The sequence below is a fragment of the Terrisporobacter mayombei genome, assembly GCF_020748465.1.
GTDB classification, from domain to species: Bacteria; Bacillota; Clostridia; order Peptostreptococcales; family Peptostreptococcaceae; genus Terrisporobacter; species Terrisporobacter mayombei.
Genome location: NZ_JAHZMP010000001.1, coordinates 470,093 through 489,583, shown reverse-complemented (window position 1 = coordinate 489,583; position 19,491 = coordinate 470,093). Strand labels below are relative to the sequence as shown.

Sequence of the window (19,491 nt, the reverse complement as noted above, 5' to 3'; positions counted from 1 at the left end):
ATTGGGGGAAATGAATGGATATTGGAGTAATTATTAATCAAATGTTAGTTTTATTTATAATAATGGTAATAGGTTATATTGCTAATAAGAAGAATATTTTAGATGTTAATGTGAATAAAAAAATATCTTCACTGCTTTTAAATATTACAGCACCAGCTTTGATTTTATCATCAGTAGTAAATCGAGGTAAAGAAGGAGATCCAAAGCTAGTTTTAGATATTGCTATTATTGCCATAATTTTATATGCAATCTTACCTTTTATAGGTATGTTTTTGGCTAAATTTTTAAAAGTACCAAAAGAAGATGAAAAATTATATCAATTTATGACTATATTCGCAAATATTGGATTTATGGGCTTTCCAGTTATAGAATCAATATTCGGAAGTGAAGCAGTGTTTTTTGCGGCAATTATTAATTTAGTATTTAATGTTTTTTGTTACAGTTATGGTATTTATTTAATATCTGAAAGTAACAAATTATCTTTTGATATTAAAACTTTAATTAATCCAGGAATTGTAGTATCAATAATTGCTATTATTATATATATAACAAATATGGAAGTACCATTAATAATAAAAGAAACAACTTCCATGATAGGTGGAATTACTACGCCTCTTGCAATGATGCTGATAGGATCTTCTTTAGCGCAAATACCAATAAAAGAAGTATTTTTAGAAAAAAGATTATATCCATATACCTTTATAAAACAAATAATTATACCTATAATTTTTTTCTTAATATTAAAACATTTTGTTACAAATGAACTAATACTTGGAATTATAATAATTGTTTCAGCAATGCCTGTAGCAACTATAACTATAATGTTTTGTAATGAGTATGAAGGAAATATAAATCTGGCATCTAAAACTATTTTTATCACAACGTTATGTAGTGTAGTAACAATACCTGTGTTAGTTTACATATTGTTAACTTAAAAAGCTATGAGCTAGAATAATCTAGTTCATAGCTTTTTGTTATTCATTTACAAAGAAGGTATTTGCCCAAAAGTATCTTGAAGTTCTTTTTCAAAAACTGTAGGATTATTTATTGATTCATACATAGCCCTTAGGAGAATGTTAGCTTGATCAAATGTTGATTGCCAAGCGAATATTCCACCTAAACAATTTTGACGTATATATTGTGATTTTATGAAAATTGATACTTCGTTATCGAAAGACATGGCAAATTCACCATCTTTAACTAAATAAGGAACCTTTGCATCATTATCAAATCTGTATTCAAACCCATTTTTATTTATATAAGATTTTCTAAGTTCATCATAAGATCTAGTTATAGTGGCACCAAGTCGTCCGTAAAATGGTATACCAAGTAGAATTTTTTCAGATGGCATACCGGCATCAATTAAATTATTCACCATATTATCTACACTATATCCAGGTAAAGAGAAATCAGAAGCAAATAAGTTAGATTGATGATTCATTGCATTTTTGCCAGTTTCCCCTGCAGTAAAGTCATAACTCATTAGATTGAAATGAGTGATTAAAGGAGCTATTTTATCTATTTCAGCACTTCTGTTAATATATCCATAATCACCAGTTCCAGCAACACTTATCCAAGTCTCAGGTCCAAGTACATCTCTTAGGGCTGTTAATAAAAGTGTGAAGTTTTCTCTATCTTCAGGTCTTGATTTAATTCCAGCAGCACCACTTCCAGGATATTCCCAGTCAATATCTATTCCATCTAATTTATAATCATTTATAAGCTTTTGTACATTTCTAGCAAAAGCATATCTAGATGCTGGTGTTGAAGCTGCATCAGAAAATCCCTCTGCTCCCCATCCCCCGATGGCAGCTATTACTTGAAGATCTGGATTTATATCTCTTAATTTTACTAAAGATTTCAAATAAGTTGGAGTTGGAACAACTAACTCGCCATTAGAGCTAATTTGTACAAAGGCATAAATTATAAAATCTAAAAAGTTAGGATCTATATTTTTAGGATTACCAAGAACATATTCTCCAACTATAGGTGCTAAATCAGGGCATTTAGGGTTTAATGTGTCAGGTTTTAATTCTACATCTATTGGAGGTCTCATGAATATTGAATTTTTCTCAATTGCTTTTTTTGAAGATTTTATTCTTTTTTTACATTTATTACACTCATCTTCAATAAAACAAATATACCAATCTAAGCATTTATATTCTTTGTTACAGCTATTAACTCTTTCTTGCAACTCTTTAAAAGTTTTTGGTGGTGGAAGCATAACAGGAGTACCTGGTAACCAGTTAGCAGGAGTAAGCACCTTACATTTATCAGAAGTTTGTAAAGCATCTACAATTCTAAGTATTTCAGGAATATTTCTTCCAGTGGTTAGTGGATAATAAAGTATTGTTCTTAGAATCTGCTTATCATCTATTATAAATACAGTTCTTACAGTTGAAGTAGAACTCATTTCTTCGGAAATCATTCCGTATTGTTTTGCTATTTTCATATCTCGATCTTCTATGATTGGAAAAGGTATAGTTATTCCTGTAATTTGCAAAATATTATATACCCAAGCTAAATGAGAAGCATTGCTATCAACGCTAAGACCTAATAACTTAGTATTTCTTTTTTCAAACTCTGGAGCTAAGTTTGTAAATGCTATAAATTCAGTAGTACATACAGGAGTAAAATCTCCTGGATGAGAAAATAGTACTAACCAACTACCCGCATAATCAGAAAGTTCTATGGGACCAAAGGTAGTATTCGCTTTAAAGTTTGGGGCCTTTTCTCCTAAGTTTGGAAGACATGTCATAAAATCACCTCGTTTAAAAAAATTATATATCTATTTATTTTATTAATTATTGAGATTTAATGTTACAAATTTAAGATATTTACTATTAAAAGGTTATGTTTAAATAATCAGCTTTTATTAGATTGTAAAATAACTTTTTTTTCTACAATATAATTTATAAACATTGCCAAAATTGTATAAGTTTGTTATTATTATAGATATAATGTTATTTTTATAAATATTTATAAAGTTGAGGTGAGGGGCATGAAGAAAACATTTAAGAGGTTAATAGGAAAAGGCATAAATATGTTTAACCACATAAGAAAAATAGGGGAAAGAATGTTAAAGATTACAGTACAGTCGGCAGTTGTTTGTTGTCCTGTAGTATTAACACTAGTAATAGTTAATGCTTTGCTAGGTGTAAATATAAGGTTTAGTTATTACTTAATGTTAGCTGTATTCGTCACAGTATGTTCATCTCTAATATTATGTGCGTTTAAATGGGAACAAATTATTGCAAAACCTATTACGGTGTCTAAGAAAACTGTTCCTGCTAAAACTGATAGAAAAACACAAAGAGCAATTCACAGAAAGAGAAAAAGAATATCATAGTCAAGGGGCTTTAAATATAAAAAAACCGCAATTTATTTTAATAAATTTGCGGTTTTTTTATATTTAAAACATATTATTTTATAAGAGTAAATTGAATAAGGAGGTTAATATGAAATTTTCGGTTTTTAGCAAAAGTGTGGTAGGATATAAAAATATAATTAAAAACAAATCATCACAGGATTATTTAAAATTTGAAAATATAGAAGATGGATTAATATGTGCTGTAGCAGATGGCCATAGTGGTGAATTTTTTACTAATAGTGACTTAGGATCAAAGTTTGCATGTGAAGTGACAATTGAGATATTAAAAAAATATGCAGATGAAGATATAAGCAAAATTGAAGAGTTATTAGATAATGAAACATTACAAAAAGAAATTTGCAATGGATGGAGAGTGCTAGTTGAACAAGATATGAAAAAAAGTCTTCCAGCAGTATTTAAATATAACTATTTTGTATATGGTACTACTCTGCTGGGAGTTATGATAAAAAATGATTATATAATCTATTTAAAACTTGGTGATGGAGATATTTTAATTAAACAAGATAATAATATTAAAAAAGTATTGCCTTCATACAACAAAAATATAGTGGATTGTTTAGCAGAGGAAATGGCTTATGATAAAATGATTTATAAAGTCATAAGATATGACATGAATATAAGCAACATAATAATTTATTCAGATGGCTTTGAAAATAGCTTTGGTTCATATAAAAGTATGGTAAATGAAATAGATAATACATTGATAAAGTACAATAAGAATATATTTTCTAAAATGAAGTTAGAGAAAAATTATGATAAGGAATTAAGTAACTTAAGTAAAAATGGAAGTTTAGATGATATAAGTATTATTTTTGTGAATGTTTCACTGTAAACATGTAAATTTAGTCTATTGTTGATATATGTTGACCTTTTAGTAATATGAATGAAAAAATGAAAAATATGCATATTTATGTTATAATTAATAAAAGTTTGTTTATGGAAAAATTAATTTAAGAAAGGAAAAAATAATGAATTTTAAGGCATTTTATGATAAAGTAGTTAATCTAATATATGATAATAGACGAAATATAGTAAGAATTTCATTCTCGGCTCTGGCGCTATTACTTTTACTCATAGTTATTTATTTTAGTAGTGATAATTTCAACATAAATAATGAAGTCAATACTTTAATTACATATATAGAAGAGAGACAGTATACTATGGCTGAAAATTACTATGATGATATAGAAAAAGAATTTTCTGATTCTAAAATGAGTAAATTTAATAAAAAAGTATCTAAGAAGTTGTCTGCATTGCTTATTAATAGTGCAGATATGTATATTAATGGACAAGTAACAAAAGAACAGTATATGGGGCTTGTAAACACAGTTAATGCACTAAACCCCATAAGTATTGCCCCAGAAAATTTAATAGACTTAGGAAAAAGAGTAGATGAAATGTATAAAGAAGAAAATATTACTTACGAATCGGCATCTTCATTTTTACAAATCACATCTTCTTTAAATGGTGTTAATGAAGGATTAGATGAATTTAAACAACATATAGAATCTCTTTTTGAATCTAGACAAATATATAAAGAAGGAACTAAAAGTCAGTCTATAAAAAAGTACCATGAAGCCATAGAATTGTATGATAAAGTGATTAAAGAAGATGAAAAATATTATTCTTTGGCACAAAATGCAAAGAAAGAATGTATAAAGGTTATGCATGATTATTATATTAATCAAGCTAAAAGCTTAGCAAGTGAAGGAAAGTATGAGGATGCATTAAAATATTTAAGCTACTTAAGTCCATACTATGATGAAGAGGAAATAAATGATTTAATAGAGCAGTATAATAAATATGTTTCTAATTATACTATGACAAGTAGTGATATTATAAATTTAATATCAAGAAGAAGTAATGAAAATAAAGATGATTTATCTGTAGTGTCTTACTTACAAACTGTAAATGGAAAAAGATATTACTACGGTGAAGTAGCAAAGAACGATAAAGTTATTAATGAGGTATTGATTGACACCGAGACTAAAAAACTTTATTCATATAAATCAGACAAAAAAGATTATAACTGTGACTACAGTGATGCATACTTTAAAATAGATGATGATAGTGGACAGATTATTTTTTCTATAAATAAAGACGAGGCTAAATCAATATTAGAGGACAAATTAAAAGAAAATGGTAAAAAATATAATAGTATAGAATTACTAGATGAAGATAAGCAAGAAAAATATAGTAATGATGAAGTAAAAAATATGATAAATGAAAATGGTAATATATACTACTATTTTATGGTTAAAACAGGTTGGTTTAAACCTAAAGAAATATATATGATTAATATTTATGACAAAACTATTTATAATTTAGAGAATGACAAAGTACAACATGTTTAAACATAAGTAATACAACAAGGAGACACATAATGAAGAATTTAAAAGGAATAAATTTAGCTATTGTTATATTAAGTGGTATCTTAATTTTGACTTTCGGATTTGGTTATATGCAAATTAACAATGACAAAATAGCTAAAAATACCTATGTGAAAGATATTGATGTAGGAAATTTAAGTAAGGAAGATGCAAAAAAGAAAATATTAAGTGAATACAAAATAGATACAATAACATTTAAATATAATGATAAAGCATGGAATATTAATCCTAATGATATAGATACAAATTACGATATAGATAAAACAATAGATAATGCTTATAAGGTTAATAGAAATAAAAATATTTTTTCAAATATAGTAGATACACTAAAATCTACTTTTGGTATTAAAAACTATATAAATGTAGTGGTTGATTGTGATGAAGATAAAGTAACTTCAGAACTTGAAAAAATATCAGAAGAAGTTAATGTAAGTATGAAAGATGCAAAGTTAAATGTATCAGATAATAATATTGAAATTAGTCAAGATAAAGCTGGTTTACAAGTTGATATTAGTGCCACAATAGCTAATTTAAAAAAATCTTTACAAGAAGGACTATTTGAAGAAAGTTTAGTTGTTACAAAAGTAGAACCTAAGATTAGAAAAGAAGATTTAAAAGATATAAATACTTTACTTGGAAGTTTTCAAACAGTTTTATCAGATGTAAGCCCTGGTAGAATAGAAAATATTCAAATAGCAACAGAGAGGACTAGTGGTGTATTATTAATGCCAGGAGAAGAATTCTCTTATAATAAACATACAGGATTAAGAACAGTTAAAAATGGATATAAAAATGCAACGGTAATTGTTAGTGGAGAAGCTGTACAGGGTGTAGGTGGTGGAGTATGTCAAGTTTCTACAACTTTGTATAATGCAGTTTTATATGCAGGTCTCGATATAGTGAAAGTATCTAATCATTCTATACCATCAAGCTACGTAGATAAGGGCAGAGATGCTGTTGTATCTGATAGTGGATTAGATTTTGTGTTTAAGAATGATTATGATCAACCAGTATATATTAAAAATTACTACAATAATGGAGTAATCACTTGCCAGGTTTATGGAAGTAATAAAGAAAAACAAAATATAAAAATTAATACAAGTATAGATAAAGTAACTAAAGCTCCAACTAAAGAAGAAAAAGATCCAACACTAGAAAAAGGAAACGAAAAAATACTAGAATATGGAAGAGATTCTTATAGTGTATCAACTTATAGAATTTATTATGATGAAAATGGAAAAGAAGTAAAAAAAGAAAAAATAGCATCATCTTTCTATCCATCTAAACAAAAAGTTGTGGCGATAGGAACGAAAAAAGAAGAAAAACCATCAAAAAAAGAAGAAAATAATTCTTCTACTACGGATAACTCTAATAACAATTCTAATAAAAATGAAGATAATAGTGAAGAAAACAATAAGAGCAACAATGATAAGGATAACAACAATAATAATACTCAAAAGGAAGAAGATATACCTGTAGAAAAAGAGTAAATTATAGACCTAGTTTAATCTAGGTCTTTTTATTTTTAAAATATACAATATATTTAAAAATAAAATTATACAAAATATCTGTAGATATATAATTTTTTGACTTAATATAACAAATATGATATCTTAAAGTATACACAATGTAAGGGAGGAGATTAAAATTTTAGGAGAAGAGATTAGAATAGACATAGATAATATGCCTAGAAAAATTCTAAATATAGATTTAATTGAAGAAAAAAATAGTGACTTTACTTTCTTTGAGATAGATGAAGATGAAAATAATGAAACTTTAAAGGCATTAAAACAGTCTTATGTTACATCAAACTATAAAGATGAAACAATACTTAATTTACAGCAGGAGTTAAAAGCACATACTAATGTGTTGCCAAAGGAAATAAAACTAGAGTCTTATAATAAGTATAATAATGCATTGGAGTTAGCACAAAAGAGTTACATAACAACAGCCATTAAATTGGTAGATGAGGCATTACAACTTAATCCTAAAGATGAAGATATTTTAAATTTAAGAGGTCTTTTAAAATTACTAAAATGTGACTTTGCAAAAGCTTTTGAAAGTTTTTACACAGCTCAGTGTTATGGAAATAATGAATTATCAAGGAAATATGTAGACAAATTATCTTCAAGGAAATTTAAAGTGTTCTTAGAAAGATATAATCACTCTATTAGGTTTATTAATGAAGAAATGAATGAAGAGTCTATGGAAATATTTGACTCTTTAATATTAGAAGATCCTGAACTTATTGAACCATATGTAATATTAATATTATTATATGAGAAGATGGGTAAAACTAAAGAAAAGGAAGAATTATTAGATAGACTTAGATTTGTAGATGCAGATAATTATCTATTTGATAAAGATCATGACCCTATAAATGAAGAAGAATTTTCTGTGGCAGTAACTAAAAAAGAAAATAAACAAATTGAAAAGTTAAAAGAACATAAAAATATACTGAGTAAAAAGAAAAATATGGCTTACATTATAGTTGGATTATTAATTGTAGTTATTGGAGCTACAGCAATATATAGCAAGAACAAATTAGACAAGCTTCATGACGAGCTAAGTAAAAAGCAGGAAGCAATTTCTGAAAAAGAAAATGAGTTAAGTGTTAAAGATAATGAGTTAGAAAAGAAAGAAAATGAAATATCTAAAAAAGAAGAAGATTTAGATAAAACAAATAATGAATTAGATGATGCAAAACAAAAGGCAGAAGATGCTAAATTAATAAAGCAAGGTGAAGAAGCTTTATTTATGAAGGGTATTTCATATGAAAAAGCTGGAGATTATGAAAAAGCTTTAAAATATTTTAAATTGGCAATTGAAAACAGTAAAAATGGTACTTTTAAATCAGCATCTATTTATCAATCAGGTTTATGCTATGAAAAATTAAATAAAGATAATGAAGCCATCTCTTATTATCAAAGATATGTTAATACATTTACTAAATCTTATGAATATTTCGATGATTCTTATTATAGAATGGGAATGTTATACTATGAAAATAATCAATTGAAAAAAGCAAAAGATTGTTTCTATTCCTTAAGATATGAAGATCCAGATAGTAGTTATCTTGTGACTGAAAAAGTAAAAAATATTTTAAAAAAATAATAAGATGTAGAAAGATATAGGTTAAAATTTTAAGCTATATCTTTTTTTATTGGCGCAGAAATTTTATTTTAGTATATGTAAGTTAAAAAAATAATAAGATATAGAAAGATTATTATTTTTAGGAGAGATTAGATGAGTAGGGAGTTGATTTTGCCAATACTAAGAGATGGTAAGTATGGGTTTATTGATAGTGGGTATAATATGGCTATTAAACCTAAATATAACTATGTTTCTAGTAGGTTTAAAGAAGGCTACTGCATTGTTACTTATATAAAAAAAATAAGGAATAATACAAAGTGGGTTTTTGGATATATAGACAATAAGGGCATTACAAATTTATTTTTGCAGCTTGAAAGCGCAAATCAGTTTTGTGAAGGGCTATCAAAAATTCGAATAGATGGTAAATATGGATTTTTTAATGGGAACTTAGAACAGGAGATAAAACCTCAGTATAGAGCAGCTTTAAACTTTAATGAAGGCCTTTGTGGAGTTAGGTTAAATAAAAAGTGGGGATTTATAAATAAGCAAGGAGATATGGTTATAGATCCTATTTTTTCTTATGTAAATAACTTTTATGACGAAAGAGCTTTAGTAGAAATTAAAAATAGATATGGTTATATAGATAAAAGTGGAAACATAATTATAGATGGAGATTTTATTATGGGATCTGACTTTTCACAAAATTTAGCTAGTGTTAGAAAAGATAATAAGTGGGGATATATAGATAAAAATGGAAAACTAGTTATTGACTATTTATATGATAAAGCAAAGAGCTTCAAAGAAGATTTGGCTCCAGTATGTATTAATAATAAATGGGGATATATAGATAAATTAGGCAAATTAGTTATTGATACAAAATTTGATTATGCATGTAGCTTTAATGAAGGATTAGCCAGGGTGAATGTAAAAAAAAGTCATTTTTCACAAGGGCATTGGGGTTTTATTAATAAAGAGGGACAAATGGTAATCAAACCCGTGTTTAAATCTGCATCTGATTTTCTAGAAGGGTATGCTCAAATTAATGAAAGTAAAAATAACTACATTGATAAAAGTGGAAAATTCATTATAGGTGGATCTATGAAATAAATATGAAAATAGAGACTTTGTATTAAAAATGTATTGAATGCAAAATTTCCCTTTGAAAAAAAAATGAAATAAATCATGCATAGTTGGAAGAAATATGATAATATAGTAATGTAAAAAACAAGAAATATGTTTGTTACAATTCGTTTTATTTATTTGGAGGGTGTTTTATGAGTAAGGTTAATACAATGGAGCATGACAATATTTATGTAAGGTACTCAATAATAATAGTGGGTATTACAATTATGTCCATTGGTGTAAATGGTTTCTTAAGACAGGCACATTTGTTAAGTGGAGGAGTAGCTGGTGTATCAACAGCAATTAATTACTTATCTAATATAAATGTTGGATTAATTACGTTTCTTATTAATGTACCTATTTTTATTCTAGGATTTATATTTTTAGAGAAAGATTTTTTAATTACAAGTCTAATAAATATGATACTTTTTTCTGTAATTATTGGTATAACGCAAGACATAGGAAATATTATTCCAATTGATGATATACTACTGCAAAGTGTGTATGGTGGAATATTATGCGGAATAGGTAATGGGCTCGTATTTAGAACAAAATCATCTCTTGGAGGCACAGATATACTAGGCGCAATCCTAAAGAATAAATTAAATATTGCGATGAAAACTACTAGTTTCGGAACAAATTTAGCCATTGTATCTGTAAGTTCTTTATTATTTGGAGCAAATTTAGCTTTATATACTTTGATTTCAATGTTTATAAATGCTCAAGTTATGAGTTATATAAAGGATGCATTAAATGATGAAAAAGCAGTTATGGTATTTTCTAATAATTCAGAACCAATAGCAGCTGAGATTATGGATAATTTAGTTAGAGGAGTAACATTTTTAAATGCAGAAGGTGGATATACTCATGAAAAGAAAAAAATTATTTATTGTGTAGTTTTATCTAGGGAAATTCCAAAAATAAAAGAGATAGCATTAAAATATGATGATAGAGCTTTTATTTCAGTTAATGATATAAATGAAGTTAAGGGTAAAGGATTTAAAGAAAAATTCTTATAAAGTAAAGCCAGACTATGTTCTGGCTTTTATTAATTTAAAATAAAGATAGAAACTTTTATATACAGTTTATATTATAATATCTATAAGAATTAATAAAATACGTATATATACAATTATAAAACTAAGTAAGTATGGAAAAAAAATTTCTATTACTTTATAATAATATATAAGAAATACCATAGAGAAAATGGGGGATGAAGATGAGTATATCAAAAGATTTTGTTAATATATATAAAGATTACTTAAGTGAGGTTAATATCTATAAAAAAACGATTAAATCAGTTGAAAGTATGAAAAGAAAAGCAGAAAAAAAACAAGCTGTAGCAACTGAGGAAGAAATGTCTTTAGTAGAAAAAGAAGAATTAAATGAAGAAGACGAATTTTCATGTAGCAAGGATAAGATTTACTATTTTTCAAACGGAGATAAATATATAGGAAAAATAGAGAAAAATGAATTACATGGTAGGGGCTATTATGCAATGTATAATGATGGTAAAGTTATCATGGAATATCTGGGTGAATTTGAAAATAACTTAAGAGAGGGTATTGGTGAATGCAAATTTGAAAATGGCAACCTTTATTTAGGAAAATTCAAGGGTGACTTAATGAATGGAATAGGCCAAATGAGTTATTCTAATGGAGATGAATACATAGGTGAATGGAAAGATGGTAAAAAACATGGAACCGGAATATTTACGTGGAGTGATAACGTAAAATACAATGGAGAGTTTAAAGAAGGAAAGATGGATGGAGAAGGTCAATGTTTTGATTGTAATGGAAACATTATTTATGAGGGACAGTGGAAAAATAATCTAATACATGGATTTGGAACTTATATTTGGAGTGAAGATAAAAGATATGAGGGAGAGTTCATGCATGGCAAAAAACATGGACAAGGTACTTTTTATTTAAATGGAGAATTAATTTATGAAGGAACATGGAAATTTGATAAGCCATCTGTTTTTGGAAGAAGTTTAGACGAATTATTTTGTGTTAAATTATAGCTTTATCTTATGATAAAGCTTTTTTAATACTAGTGAAGTTGTTTTTTATTTCACTTTAATTTGAAAGGGTGATTTTTTGAAGAAAATAATATCTATATTTCTGGTGATATTTCTGGTGTTTTTTTATAATGCAGGTTATTTTATGGAAATTAGAAATGCAATAGAAGAAAAATTTTTGAAAAAAGATTCAGAAATAAGAATTGAAAAAGATGATAATAAAGAAACTAATACAAAAAAAGTATATAACTTTAAAAAAATTAAAATAGGTGATTCAAAAGATTCTGTTATAAAAAGAATAAATCAACCGAATAGAATAGACAAAAGTGAGTATAACTTTAATTGGTATGTGTACAATGCTTATAAAGAAAATTTTGTTATGGTAGGAATAAAGAATAATAAAGTAGTAGCTTTATTTACAAATAATATTGATTCTTGTGAAAACGAAGGGATTTATATCAACAAAGATATAAAAGATATAAAAGAAAATTATAAAGCATTAAAGTATAGAAATAAAGGAAATATAAAATATGAAATATCCTCTAATGACGAGTATAGCATCATATATAAAAATAAAAAGTATATTACAGTGTTCTATGATAAGTTTAATAAAAATAAAATTTGTGCTTATCAAATAATTGAAAAATCTTGTGAAGATGAAATAAAAAATATATATGCTCCACAAGATAAGGATATAGAAAAAAGTTTTATGTATCAAATAATAGACTTAGTAAATAGTACACGATATAAAGATAATTTAAATAAATTATCTTATGATGAAAAAGCAACTATATGTGCTAGAAAACATAGTGAAGATATGAAAAATAACGATTTTTTTGATCATGTAAATTTAAAAAATGAAACTCCATTTGATAGAATGGAAAAAGAAGGCATTAATTATTTAAGCGCAGGAGAAAATATTGCAGTTGGCCAAACAAGTGCTATATTTGTTCATAATGGATGGATGAATTCAGAGGGTCATAGAAAAAATATTTTGGGGAATTATAAATATATCGGTGTAGGAGTTGTATTTGGAGGGAAATATAAAACTTACTACACAGAAAACTTTTTTGGTTAATACAAGGAAGGAAGTAAGACTATAATGACATCTAAAGTTAAAAGCATTTTATTATTTATGATAACCTTGTTTATTATAATTCCTAATTATTATGAGGTATCTTCATTAGTACAAAATAACGATATATTTTTTAAAAATGGTTCACGAGAAGAAAAAATAATAGCATTAACCTTTGATGATGGGCCGCATCCAAAAGAAACCCATGAAGTTTTAGATGTGCTAAATAAATATAATGTTAAAGGAACTTTCTTTGTGGTAGGAAAGCATGCTAATTGGTATAGCGAACCATTAATAAGAGCAGCTAAAGAAGGACATGAAATAGGTAATCATACATTTACTCATCCTGACATTAGCAACTTAAGTAGTGAAGATATAAAGAAAGAAATAAAAGAATGTGAAGATACGTTAGTTAAACTAACAGGAAAAAAACCAACTTTATTTAGGCCTCCATATGGAAGTTATAGTAAGGATAAGCTGGGGGAAATTGCAAAAGAATGTGGGTATAAAATAATACTTTGGACTACTATAGATGCTAAAGATTGGAAAAATCCACCTTCATCACAAATTTCTGATATTATAATAAATAAAGCTCAAAATGGAGACATAATTTTGCTTCATGATTATGCAACAGAAAACACTGTAAAAGCATTAGATACAATAATACCTGAGATGATGAAAAAAGGATACAAATTTGTTACTGTATCAGAATTAATTAGTAAATAAAATTTAATGAGATTGAATTACAATGACTAAAAGGATTTGGTTAAATGTATAATAAAGTTTATGAAAAAAAAGAGTTTATCATTTTCCAAGTGAAAAATGGCTATATTGCTTATAATACTAAAAAAATATTTAAGGATGGTCATACTCATCTTAGATGTTTTGAAAGCGCTAAAACTGCCATTGACTTAGTTATAAGAAAAAAGGTACCAAGAAGTACTGACTTATATTACCTTACAAGTCTTATTAGATTAAGTGAAAATATTGCTTATATCACAAAAATAAATGAATTAATTAAATACAGAGAAGAAAAATTAAATAGAGAAAATTATCAACAAAATAAAATAAAAATATTGAAAAGGAGCATTTAGCTCCTTTTTTTGACTTTAAATATAAAAATAATTAATTATATTACATATAGTAACAAATTTTTTAAATTTAACATATAGTATATCAAGGATAGCTAAAAAATATCCTTAATGAGGGGTGAAATATATGTATAAGGACAAGCGTAAATGTTATTGTAAAGATAAAAGTTATAAAAAACATTGCTGCTGTGAAAAAAAATGTCATCATGAAAACCATCATTGTGATCATATATGTGAAAAATCATGTAAATGTAGACGTTGTTGTAAATGTAGACGATGTTGCAAATGTGGATGCTTTTGTAATATGATTCATTTCCAAAAAAGCAAGAGAGGCTGTAGATTTGTTTTTGAATGTGAATGTGGACACTGTTTTGAATGTATATGCGATCTTAAGGGTAATTGTTGCTGTGAAAGAGAGTGTTGTTGCTTAGATAAGAAAAATACAATTAAATTTAATGCTACTTTTGTAAATGACATTTGTAATAAGAAAAAAACTTGTAACAATAATTGCCTTAATAAGAATAAATGTTGTAAATGTAAATAATATAGAGTCACTTAAGTACTTGAAAATTTTTGAAATTTAATTTATACAGTAACTAATAGGCACTCTCATGATAGTAAATAAACACTCTCATGAGAGTTTTTCTTATGTCTATATGAGGAATTAAAAAAAATAAAAAACATATATTTAATTAGAATAATACTTTTATATAGAACATTAAAAGGTAGGTGAAAGTTAGTATATTTATGAAAAAATTAAATCCATCATTTATTCCTAAATTTAAAAATAAATTAGATAAACTACCTGTTTTTGTACCATCTTTTTATAAAAGAGAAGATAAAATAAATCATCATTATAGCATAGATGCCTGTGAATTTTATCAACAAATATTACCGGAAGGTTTTAATAAAACGAAGGTATGGGGGTTTGGGGGACTATGTAAAGATGAAAACAATAAAGGTATTAAATATGTAAAACATTCTCCAGGACCTACGTTTGAAGTGGATGAAAATGTTAATACAAACATACAATGGAATAATAAAATATTAGGAGAATACATGTTTAAAATTGACAAGACACTTACTTGGCCTAATCCTAATAATATAGTGTCTAATGATATAGATGGTGATTCTAAAGAAGGTCAGTGGCCTCCTACTTTAGTTATGCATATTCATGGAATATGTGTACCTCCAATTTACGATGGTCACCCTAAAGCTTGGTATACAGCAACAGGTCTTAAGGGGCCAACTTATTCTACTAATTATTATAAATATACAAATGAGCAAAGAAGTGCTATGCTTTGGTACTATGAACAAAGTCCAGGGGTATCTAGGTATTCAGTCTACTCAGGGCTATGTGGCTTATATTTTATAAAAGACGAAAAGTATAATTTACCAAAGGATGAGTATCATATTCCTTTAACCATTCAGGATAAGTCCTTTTATGAAGATGGATCTCTTTTTTATGATAATGAAAAAACTAATTCAAATCATCCTTACTGGATAAATAAGTTTTATGGTGATACTATTTTAGTTAATGGCAAAGTATGGCCTAATTTAAATGTAAAAAATCAATTGTATAGATTTAATATACTTAATAGTTCTAACAGTAGACCGTATAAGATAGCTTTGTCTGATAACAGTAATATGATTCAAATAGGTAGTGATGGTGGATATATTGATAAACCTCAAGAATTGTTATATTTTGTACTATATCCAGGAGAAAGAATTGACTTACTTATAGATTTTTCTAAATATAAAGAAAATGATAAGATTATAATGAAAAATCTATTTTCTTCAGACGAGTGTCAGGATATTATGGAATTTACAGTTAAAAAAATTAGTAAAAAGATAGAGTATCATTTACCTAGAAATTTTATAAAATATCCTCCTATGAAAATTAACACCAATAAACTTTCTACTTTTCTTTATGAACGAAAAAAGGGAGAATGTAAAGATGGATATTTTATAAATAATGAGACATATCTAAATCCTCCAGATATTATTATGAAAGTTGGTTCAACTTTTTTATGGGAATTTATAAATCTGTGTGATGATGATGTGTGTTTGCACATACATCTAGCTAATTTTCAAATTGTAGAAAGACAAAAAATTAATAAAGATAAATGTAAAGAAATATATGAAAAAAATAAAGTATTAAAATCTATTAATATAGATGAAGTATGTGAAGGTTCTGTAGCATTACCTAAAATTTATGAGAGCGGATTTAAGGATACCCTGCACTGTCCTCCATCATATATAACTAGAATAATTATTAGATATGCACCAACTTATATAATGGATGAAGTTAATATAGGTGAAAATTATTTTTCATTTAATACAAGTGATGGGCCAGAGTATATTATAAATTCTCAAATTTTAGAGCAAAAAGATAACTACTTAGTTAGACCACAAATTGTACTTTCAGGAGAATAAAATAGACATGTGATTAAATAGGAGGTTATATGTATTTATATTTAAATAATAATTTAAATGAGAGAGATACTTTAACAGCTCATATTAAGTTGAATAATATTTGTAGTGGAGGATGTACAAATTGTGGAAAATATTTAAAATCTTTATGTTTATGTACACCATATAATAATATAGGAAAAGAGCTGATTTGTAGTAGCTGGCTAGGTATAATAGACTCATTGTTTAACGTAGGTATAAAAAAAGTATTTTTTACAGGTGGAGATCCGTTTTTCTATGAAGATTTAGATAAAATAGTAAATTTTGCTTTAAAAAAAGGAGTAGAGGTTAATATAGTAACTACGGGGTTAATGGATATACCAAAGGCCTTGTCTTATGATGGGAATATCATACTTACAGCATTTGAATATAGAAATTATAAGTATATATTAGAAAAGTTTGAAAAATTTAAAAATGTATATGTTTGTTATATTGATGATGATTTATATAAAGATTTTAAAGATTATTTAAAAGGAAATATGAAGGTAATAAAGTGTGCTGTAAATAAAGAAATGAATTTTAATTCTACACATATATTTATTAATGAAGAAGGAAAAATATTAAACAACTTTGAGGAATTCGAAAATTATGCATTTTAGAACTGAATATTAAAAATAAAAGCATTTGATTACAAATCAAATGCTTTTATTTTTAATAAAATCACATAATTTTTAGATTTATTTTAATACTATAAATATCGCGTATTAAAATAATTAAGATTGTCAAGGAGAAATAGTATAAATTTATTTCAAATAAATTAAATATTATAAAATAGGAATTGAAATATTTGAAAAAAACATATTTTATAGTGAAATTCGACAAATGAAAGAAATTAAGGTGTGAAAATAAAAATATTTATTCTTGAAAAAAGTTATAAAAAGTAATAAAAAAAAGAAGGGTATTAACAAAAAAAGTCGAATTATGTATAATAGTATTTGACAAATGAAAAATTTAATGTAAAATAGAAATGTTACGAATAATACACCAGAGGGTGAAAATATGAATAATATGAGAGATTTAATAGATGAAGTTAAAAACAGATGTGATATTGTAAATGTAATATCTCAGTACATAAACTTAAAAAATTCAGGAAGTAATTATAGTGGTCTATGTCCATTTCATAATGAAAAAACAGGATCCTTTCATGTAAATCAAAAAAAACAAATTTATAAATGTTTTGGATGTGGTGAAGGTGGAGATGTAATAAATTTTATTATGAAAATAGAAAATTTGGATTTTATAGAAGCTGTGAAATTATTAGCAGAAAAAAATGGAATAGAATTTAAAACAAATTTAAGTGAAGCAGATAAGGCAAAGATGGAAAGCATTAAACTTATGCAAGATATTCATCTAAAAGCTGCTAGATTCTATTTTGCAAATTTGATTAACTCTAAAAATCCAGGGTATGATTATCTTAGAAGAAGAGGACTTAGTGATAAAATAATAAAAAAGTTTGGACTAGGATATTCTCTAGACTCATGGAATAGTCTGATGGATTATTTATTATCAATAGGTTATGAAAAAAAAGATTTAGTTAAAAGTGGACTAGTTACGCATAAAGAAAATGGTAATAAATATTACGACAGATTTAGAAATAGAGTAATGTTTCCAATTTTTGATTATAGGGGGAATGTTATAGGTTTTGGAGGAAGAGTTCTTGATAACTCATTGCCCAAATATCTTAATTCACCTGACTCTTTACTATTTAATAAAAGATTTAACTTATATGGACTAAACTATGCAAAAAAAAGTATAAGTAATGATACCTTAATATTAGTAGAAGGATATATGGACTTAATATCATTATATGAACATGGAATAGAAAATGTAGTAGCAACACTCGGAACAGCCTTAACAAATGAACAAGGCAAACTAATCAAGAGATATGCATCTACTGCTATAATATCCTATGATTCAGATGATGCAGGAGTTAAAGCAACACTTAGAGCTATAGAAATATTAAGAGGACAAAATATTAATGTTAAAATCTTAAATTTAAAAGACTGCAAAGATCCGGATGACTTTGTCAAAAAGTACAAAAAAGAAGGTTTCTTGAAAGCTATAGAAAATTCAGTTTCTCATATTGTATTTCAAATTAACATCTTAAAAAGAAAATTTGATTTTAATAAGGATGAACATTTGATAAAATTTGCAAAAGAAGCAGCATTAATAATTAAAACTTTATCATCTCCAGTTGAAAAAGATTATTACATTAAGTATGTAAGTAAAGAATTTAATATTAGTTTGGATGCAATGAAAGAAGAAGTTTTTGGAAAAAACTTTAATAAAAGTAAAAAAAATTATAAAAATTTTGAAAAAACTGAACAAAAACCAATAGAAAAGATTAAAAATATCGAAAACGGTGAAAAATTTGTAGAAGAAACCTTTATTAAACTATTAATGGAAAATAAAGAACTTCGTCTTATTGCATTGTTAAAAATTAGTGAGAATGATTTCTTAATTAATGACAGCAAAGAAATTTTTAATCTAATAATTAAAAATAAAGAATTGGACAAAATAACTATTGACAAAATCAAAAGTTTAAACATATCTGAAGAATATTTGAAGGATTTGGATAATATATCATTAAATAGCATAAGCACTTACAATTCTAAAAATGTTGATGAAATAATTAAAAATGTGAAAAAAAATAAGCGTCACAAAGAAATTGATGAATTACTTCAAAAGCAGAAAAATTTAGAATTAAGCTTAAGTGACAATAGAATAGATAAAGACACCATGAAAGAGGTAGAATTAGAAATTATGAATATAACTTTAAAAATATTAGATATACAAAAGAGCTTAAAAAGCTTATAATTCACGAAAGGAGGTTTGAG

General features: G+C 26.1%; 17 protein-coding genes. 16 read left to right on the top strand and 1 reads right to left on the bottom strand.

Going from position 1 to position 19,491, the window contains the following annotated elements; genetic code table 11:
- Positions 1-14: 14 nt before the first annotated feature.
- Positions 15-935 carry an AEC family transporter gene (locus K0039_RS02435; RefSeq protein WP_228103464.1) on the top strand — a complete coding sequence of 307 codons (921 nt, stop codon included), beginning with the start codon at positions 15-17 and terminating at the stop codon, positions 933-935.
- Positions 936-982: 47 nt separating this feature from the next.
- On the opposite strand, the gene K0039_RS22400 is transcribed toward K0039_RS02435, so the two are convergent.
- Positions 983-2,758, bottom strand: a complete 1,776-nt coding sequence (locus K0039_RS22400) for a peroxiredoxin (RefSeq protein WP_228103463.1) — start codon at positions 2,756-2,758, stop codon at positions 983-985.
- A gap of 243 nt (positions 2,759-3,001) precedes the next feature.
- On the opposite strand from K0039_RS22400, the gene K0039_RS02425 reads away from it, so the two are divergent.
- The 15 genes from K0039_RS02425 to dnaG all read left to right on the top strand — a co-directional run bounded on the left by K0039_RS02425 (position 3,002) and on the right by dnaG (position 19,471).
- The gene (locus tag K0039_RS02425; RefSeq protein ID WP_228103462.1) at positions 3,002-3,349 is read left to right on the top strand and encodes a hypothetical protein; all 348 of its coding nucleotides are present in this window, start codon (positions 3,002-3,004) and stop codon (positions 3,347-3,349) included.
- 109 nt (positions 3,350-3,458) lie between these two features.
- Entirely contained in the window at positions 3,459-4,223 is a 765-nt protein-coding gene (locus K0039_RS02420; RefSeq protein WP_228103461.1) for a protein phosphatase 2C domain-containing protein, read from the top strand.
- 136 nt (positions 4,224-4,359) lie between these two features.
- Complete coding sequence (locus tag K0039_RS02415; protein WP_228103460.1) at positions 4,360-5,745, top strand: UbiD family decarboxylase; 1,386 nt, start codon at positions 4,360-4,362, stop codon at positions 5,743-5,745.
- 29 nt (positions 5,746-5,774) lie between these two features.
- Positions 5,775-7,271, top strand: coding sequence for a VanW family protein (locus K0039_RS02410; protein WP_228103459.1), 1,497 nt, complete (start codon positions 5,775-5,777; stop codon positions 7,269-7,271).
- A gap of 193 nt (positions 7,272-7,464) precedes the next feature.
- Entirely contained in the window at positions 7,465-8,895 is a 1,431-nt protein-coding gene (locus K0039_RS02405; protein ID WP_228103458.1) for a tetratricopeptide repeat protein, read from the top strand.
- A 132-nt stretch (positions 8,896-9,027) separates the two neighbouring features.
- Positions 9,028-9,981: a WG repeat-containing protein gene (locus tag K0039_RS02400; protein ID WP_228103457.1), complete on the top strand. Its 954-nt coding sequence runs from the start codon at positions 9,028-9,030 to the stop codon at positions 9,979-9,981.
- 167 nt (positions 9,982-10,148) lie between these two features.
- Positions 10,149-11,015: a YitT family protein gene (locus K0039_RS02395; RefSeq protein WP_228103456.1), complete on the top strand. Its 867-nt coding sequence runs from the start codon at positions 10,149-10,151 to the stop codon at positions 11,013-11,015.
- A 200-nt stretch (positions 11,016-11,215) separates the two neighbouring features.
- Positions 11,216-12,019: an MORN repeat-containing protein gene (locus K0039_RS02390; protein WP_228103455.1), complete on the top strand. Its 804-nt coding sequence runs from the start codon at positions 11,216-11,218 to the stop codon at positions 12,017-12,019.
- 142 nt (positions 12,020-12,161) lie between these two features.
- The gene (locus tag K0039_RS02385) at positions 12,162-13,094 is read left to right on the top strand and encodes a CAP domain-containing protein (protein WP_228103454.1); all 933 of its coding nucleotides are present in this window, start codon (positions 12,162-12,164) and stop codon (positions 13,092-13,094) included.
- Positions 13,095-13,118: 24 nt separating this feature from the next.
- Positions 13,119-13,817 (top strand): polysaccharide deacetylase family protein, encoded by a 699-nt coding sequence (locus K0039_RS02380; protein WP_228103453.1) that lies wholly within the window; start codon positions 13,119-13,121, stop codon positions 13,815-13,817.
- Positions 13,818-13,861: 44 nt separating this feature from the next.
- Positions 13,862-14,185 (top strand): hypothetical protein, encoded by a 324-nt coding sequence (locus K0039_RS02375; protein WP_228103452.1) that lies wholly within the window; start codon positions 13,862-13,864, stop codon positions 14,183-14,185.
- A gap of 301 nt (positions 14,186-14,486) precedes the next feature.
- Positions 14,487-14,726, top strand: coding sequence for a hypothetical protein (locus K0039_RS02370; RefSeq protein WP_228103451.1), 240 nt, complete (start codon positions 14,487-14,489; stop codon positions 14,724-14,726).
- A 203-nt stretch (positions 14,727-14,929) separates the two neighbouring features.
- Positions 14,930-16,618, top strand: a complete 1,689-nt coding sequence (locus K0039_RS02365) for a multicopper oxidase family protein (RefSeq protein WP_228103450.1) — start codon at positions 14,930-14,932, stop codon at positions 16,616-16,618.
- 29 nt (positions 16,619-16,647) lie between these two features.
- On the top strand, positions 16,648-17,253 hold the full coding sequence (locus tag K0039_RS02360; RefSeq protein WP_228103449.1) for a radical SAM protein: 606 nt from the start codon (positions 16,648-16,650) through the stop codon (positions 17,251-17,253).
- A gap of 400 nt (positions 17,254-17,653) precedes the next feature.
- On the top strand, positions 17,654-19,471 hold the full coding sequence (gene dnaG / locus K0039_RS02355) for a DNA primase (protein ID WP_228103448.1): 1,818 nt from the start codon (positions 17,654-17,656) through the stop codon (positions 19,469-19,471).
- Positions 19,472-19,491 lie beyond the last annotated feature (20 nt).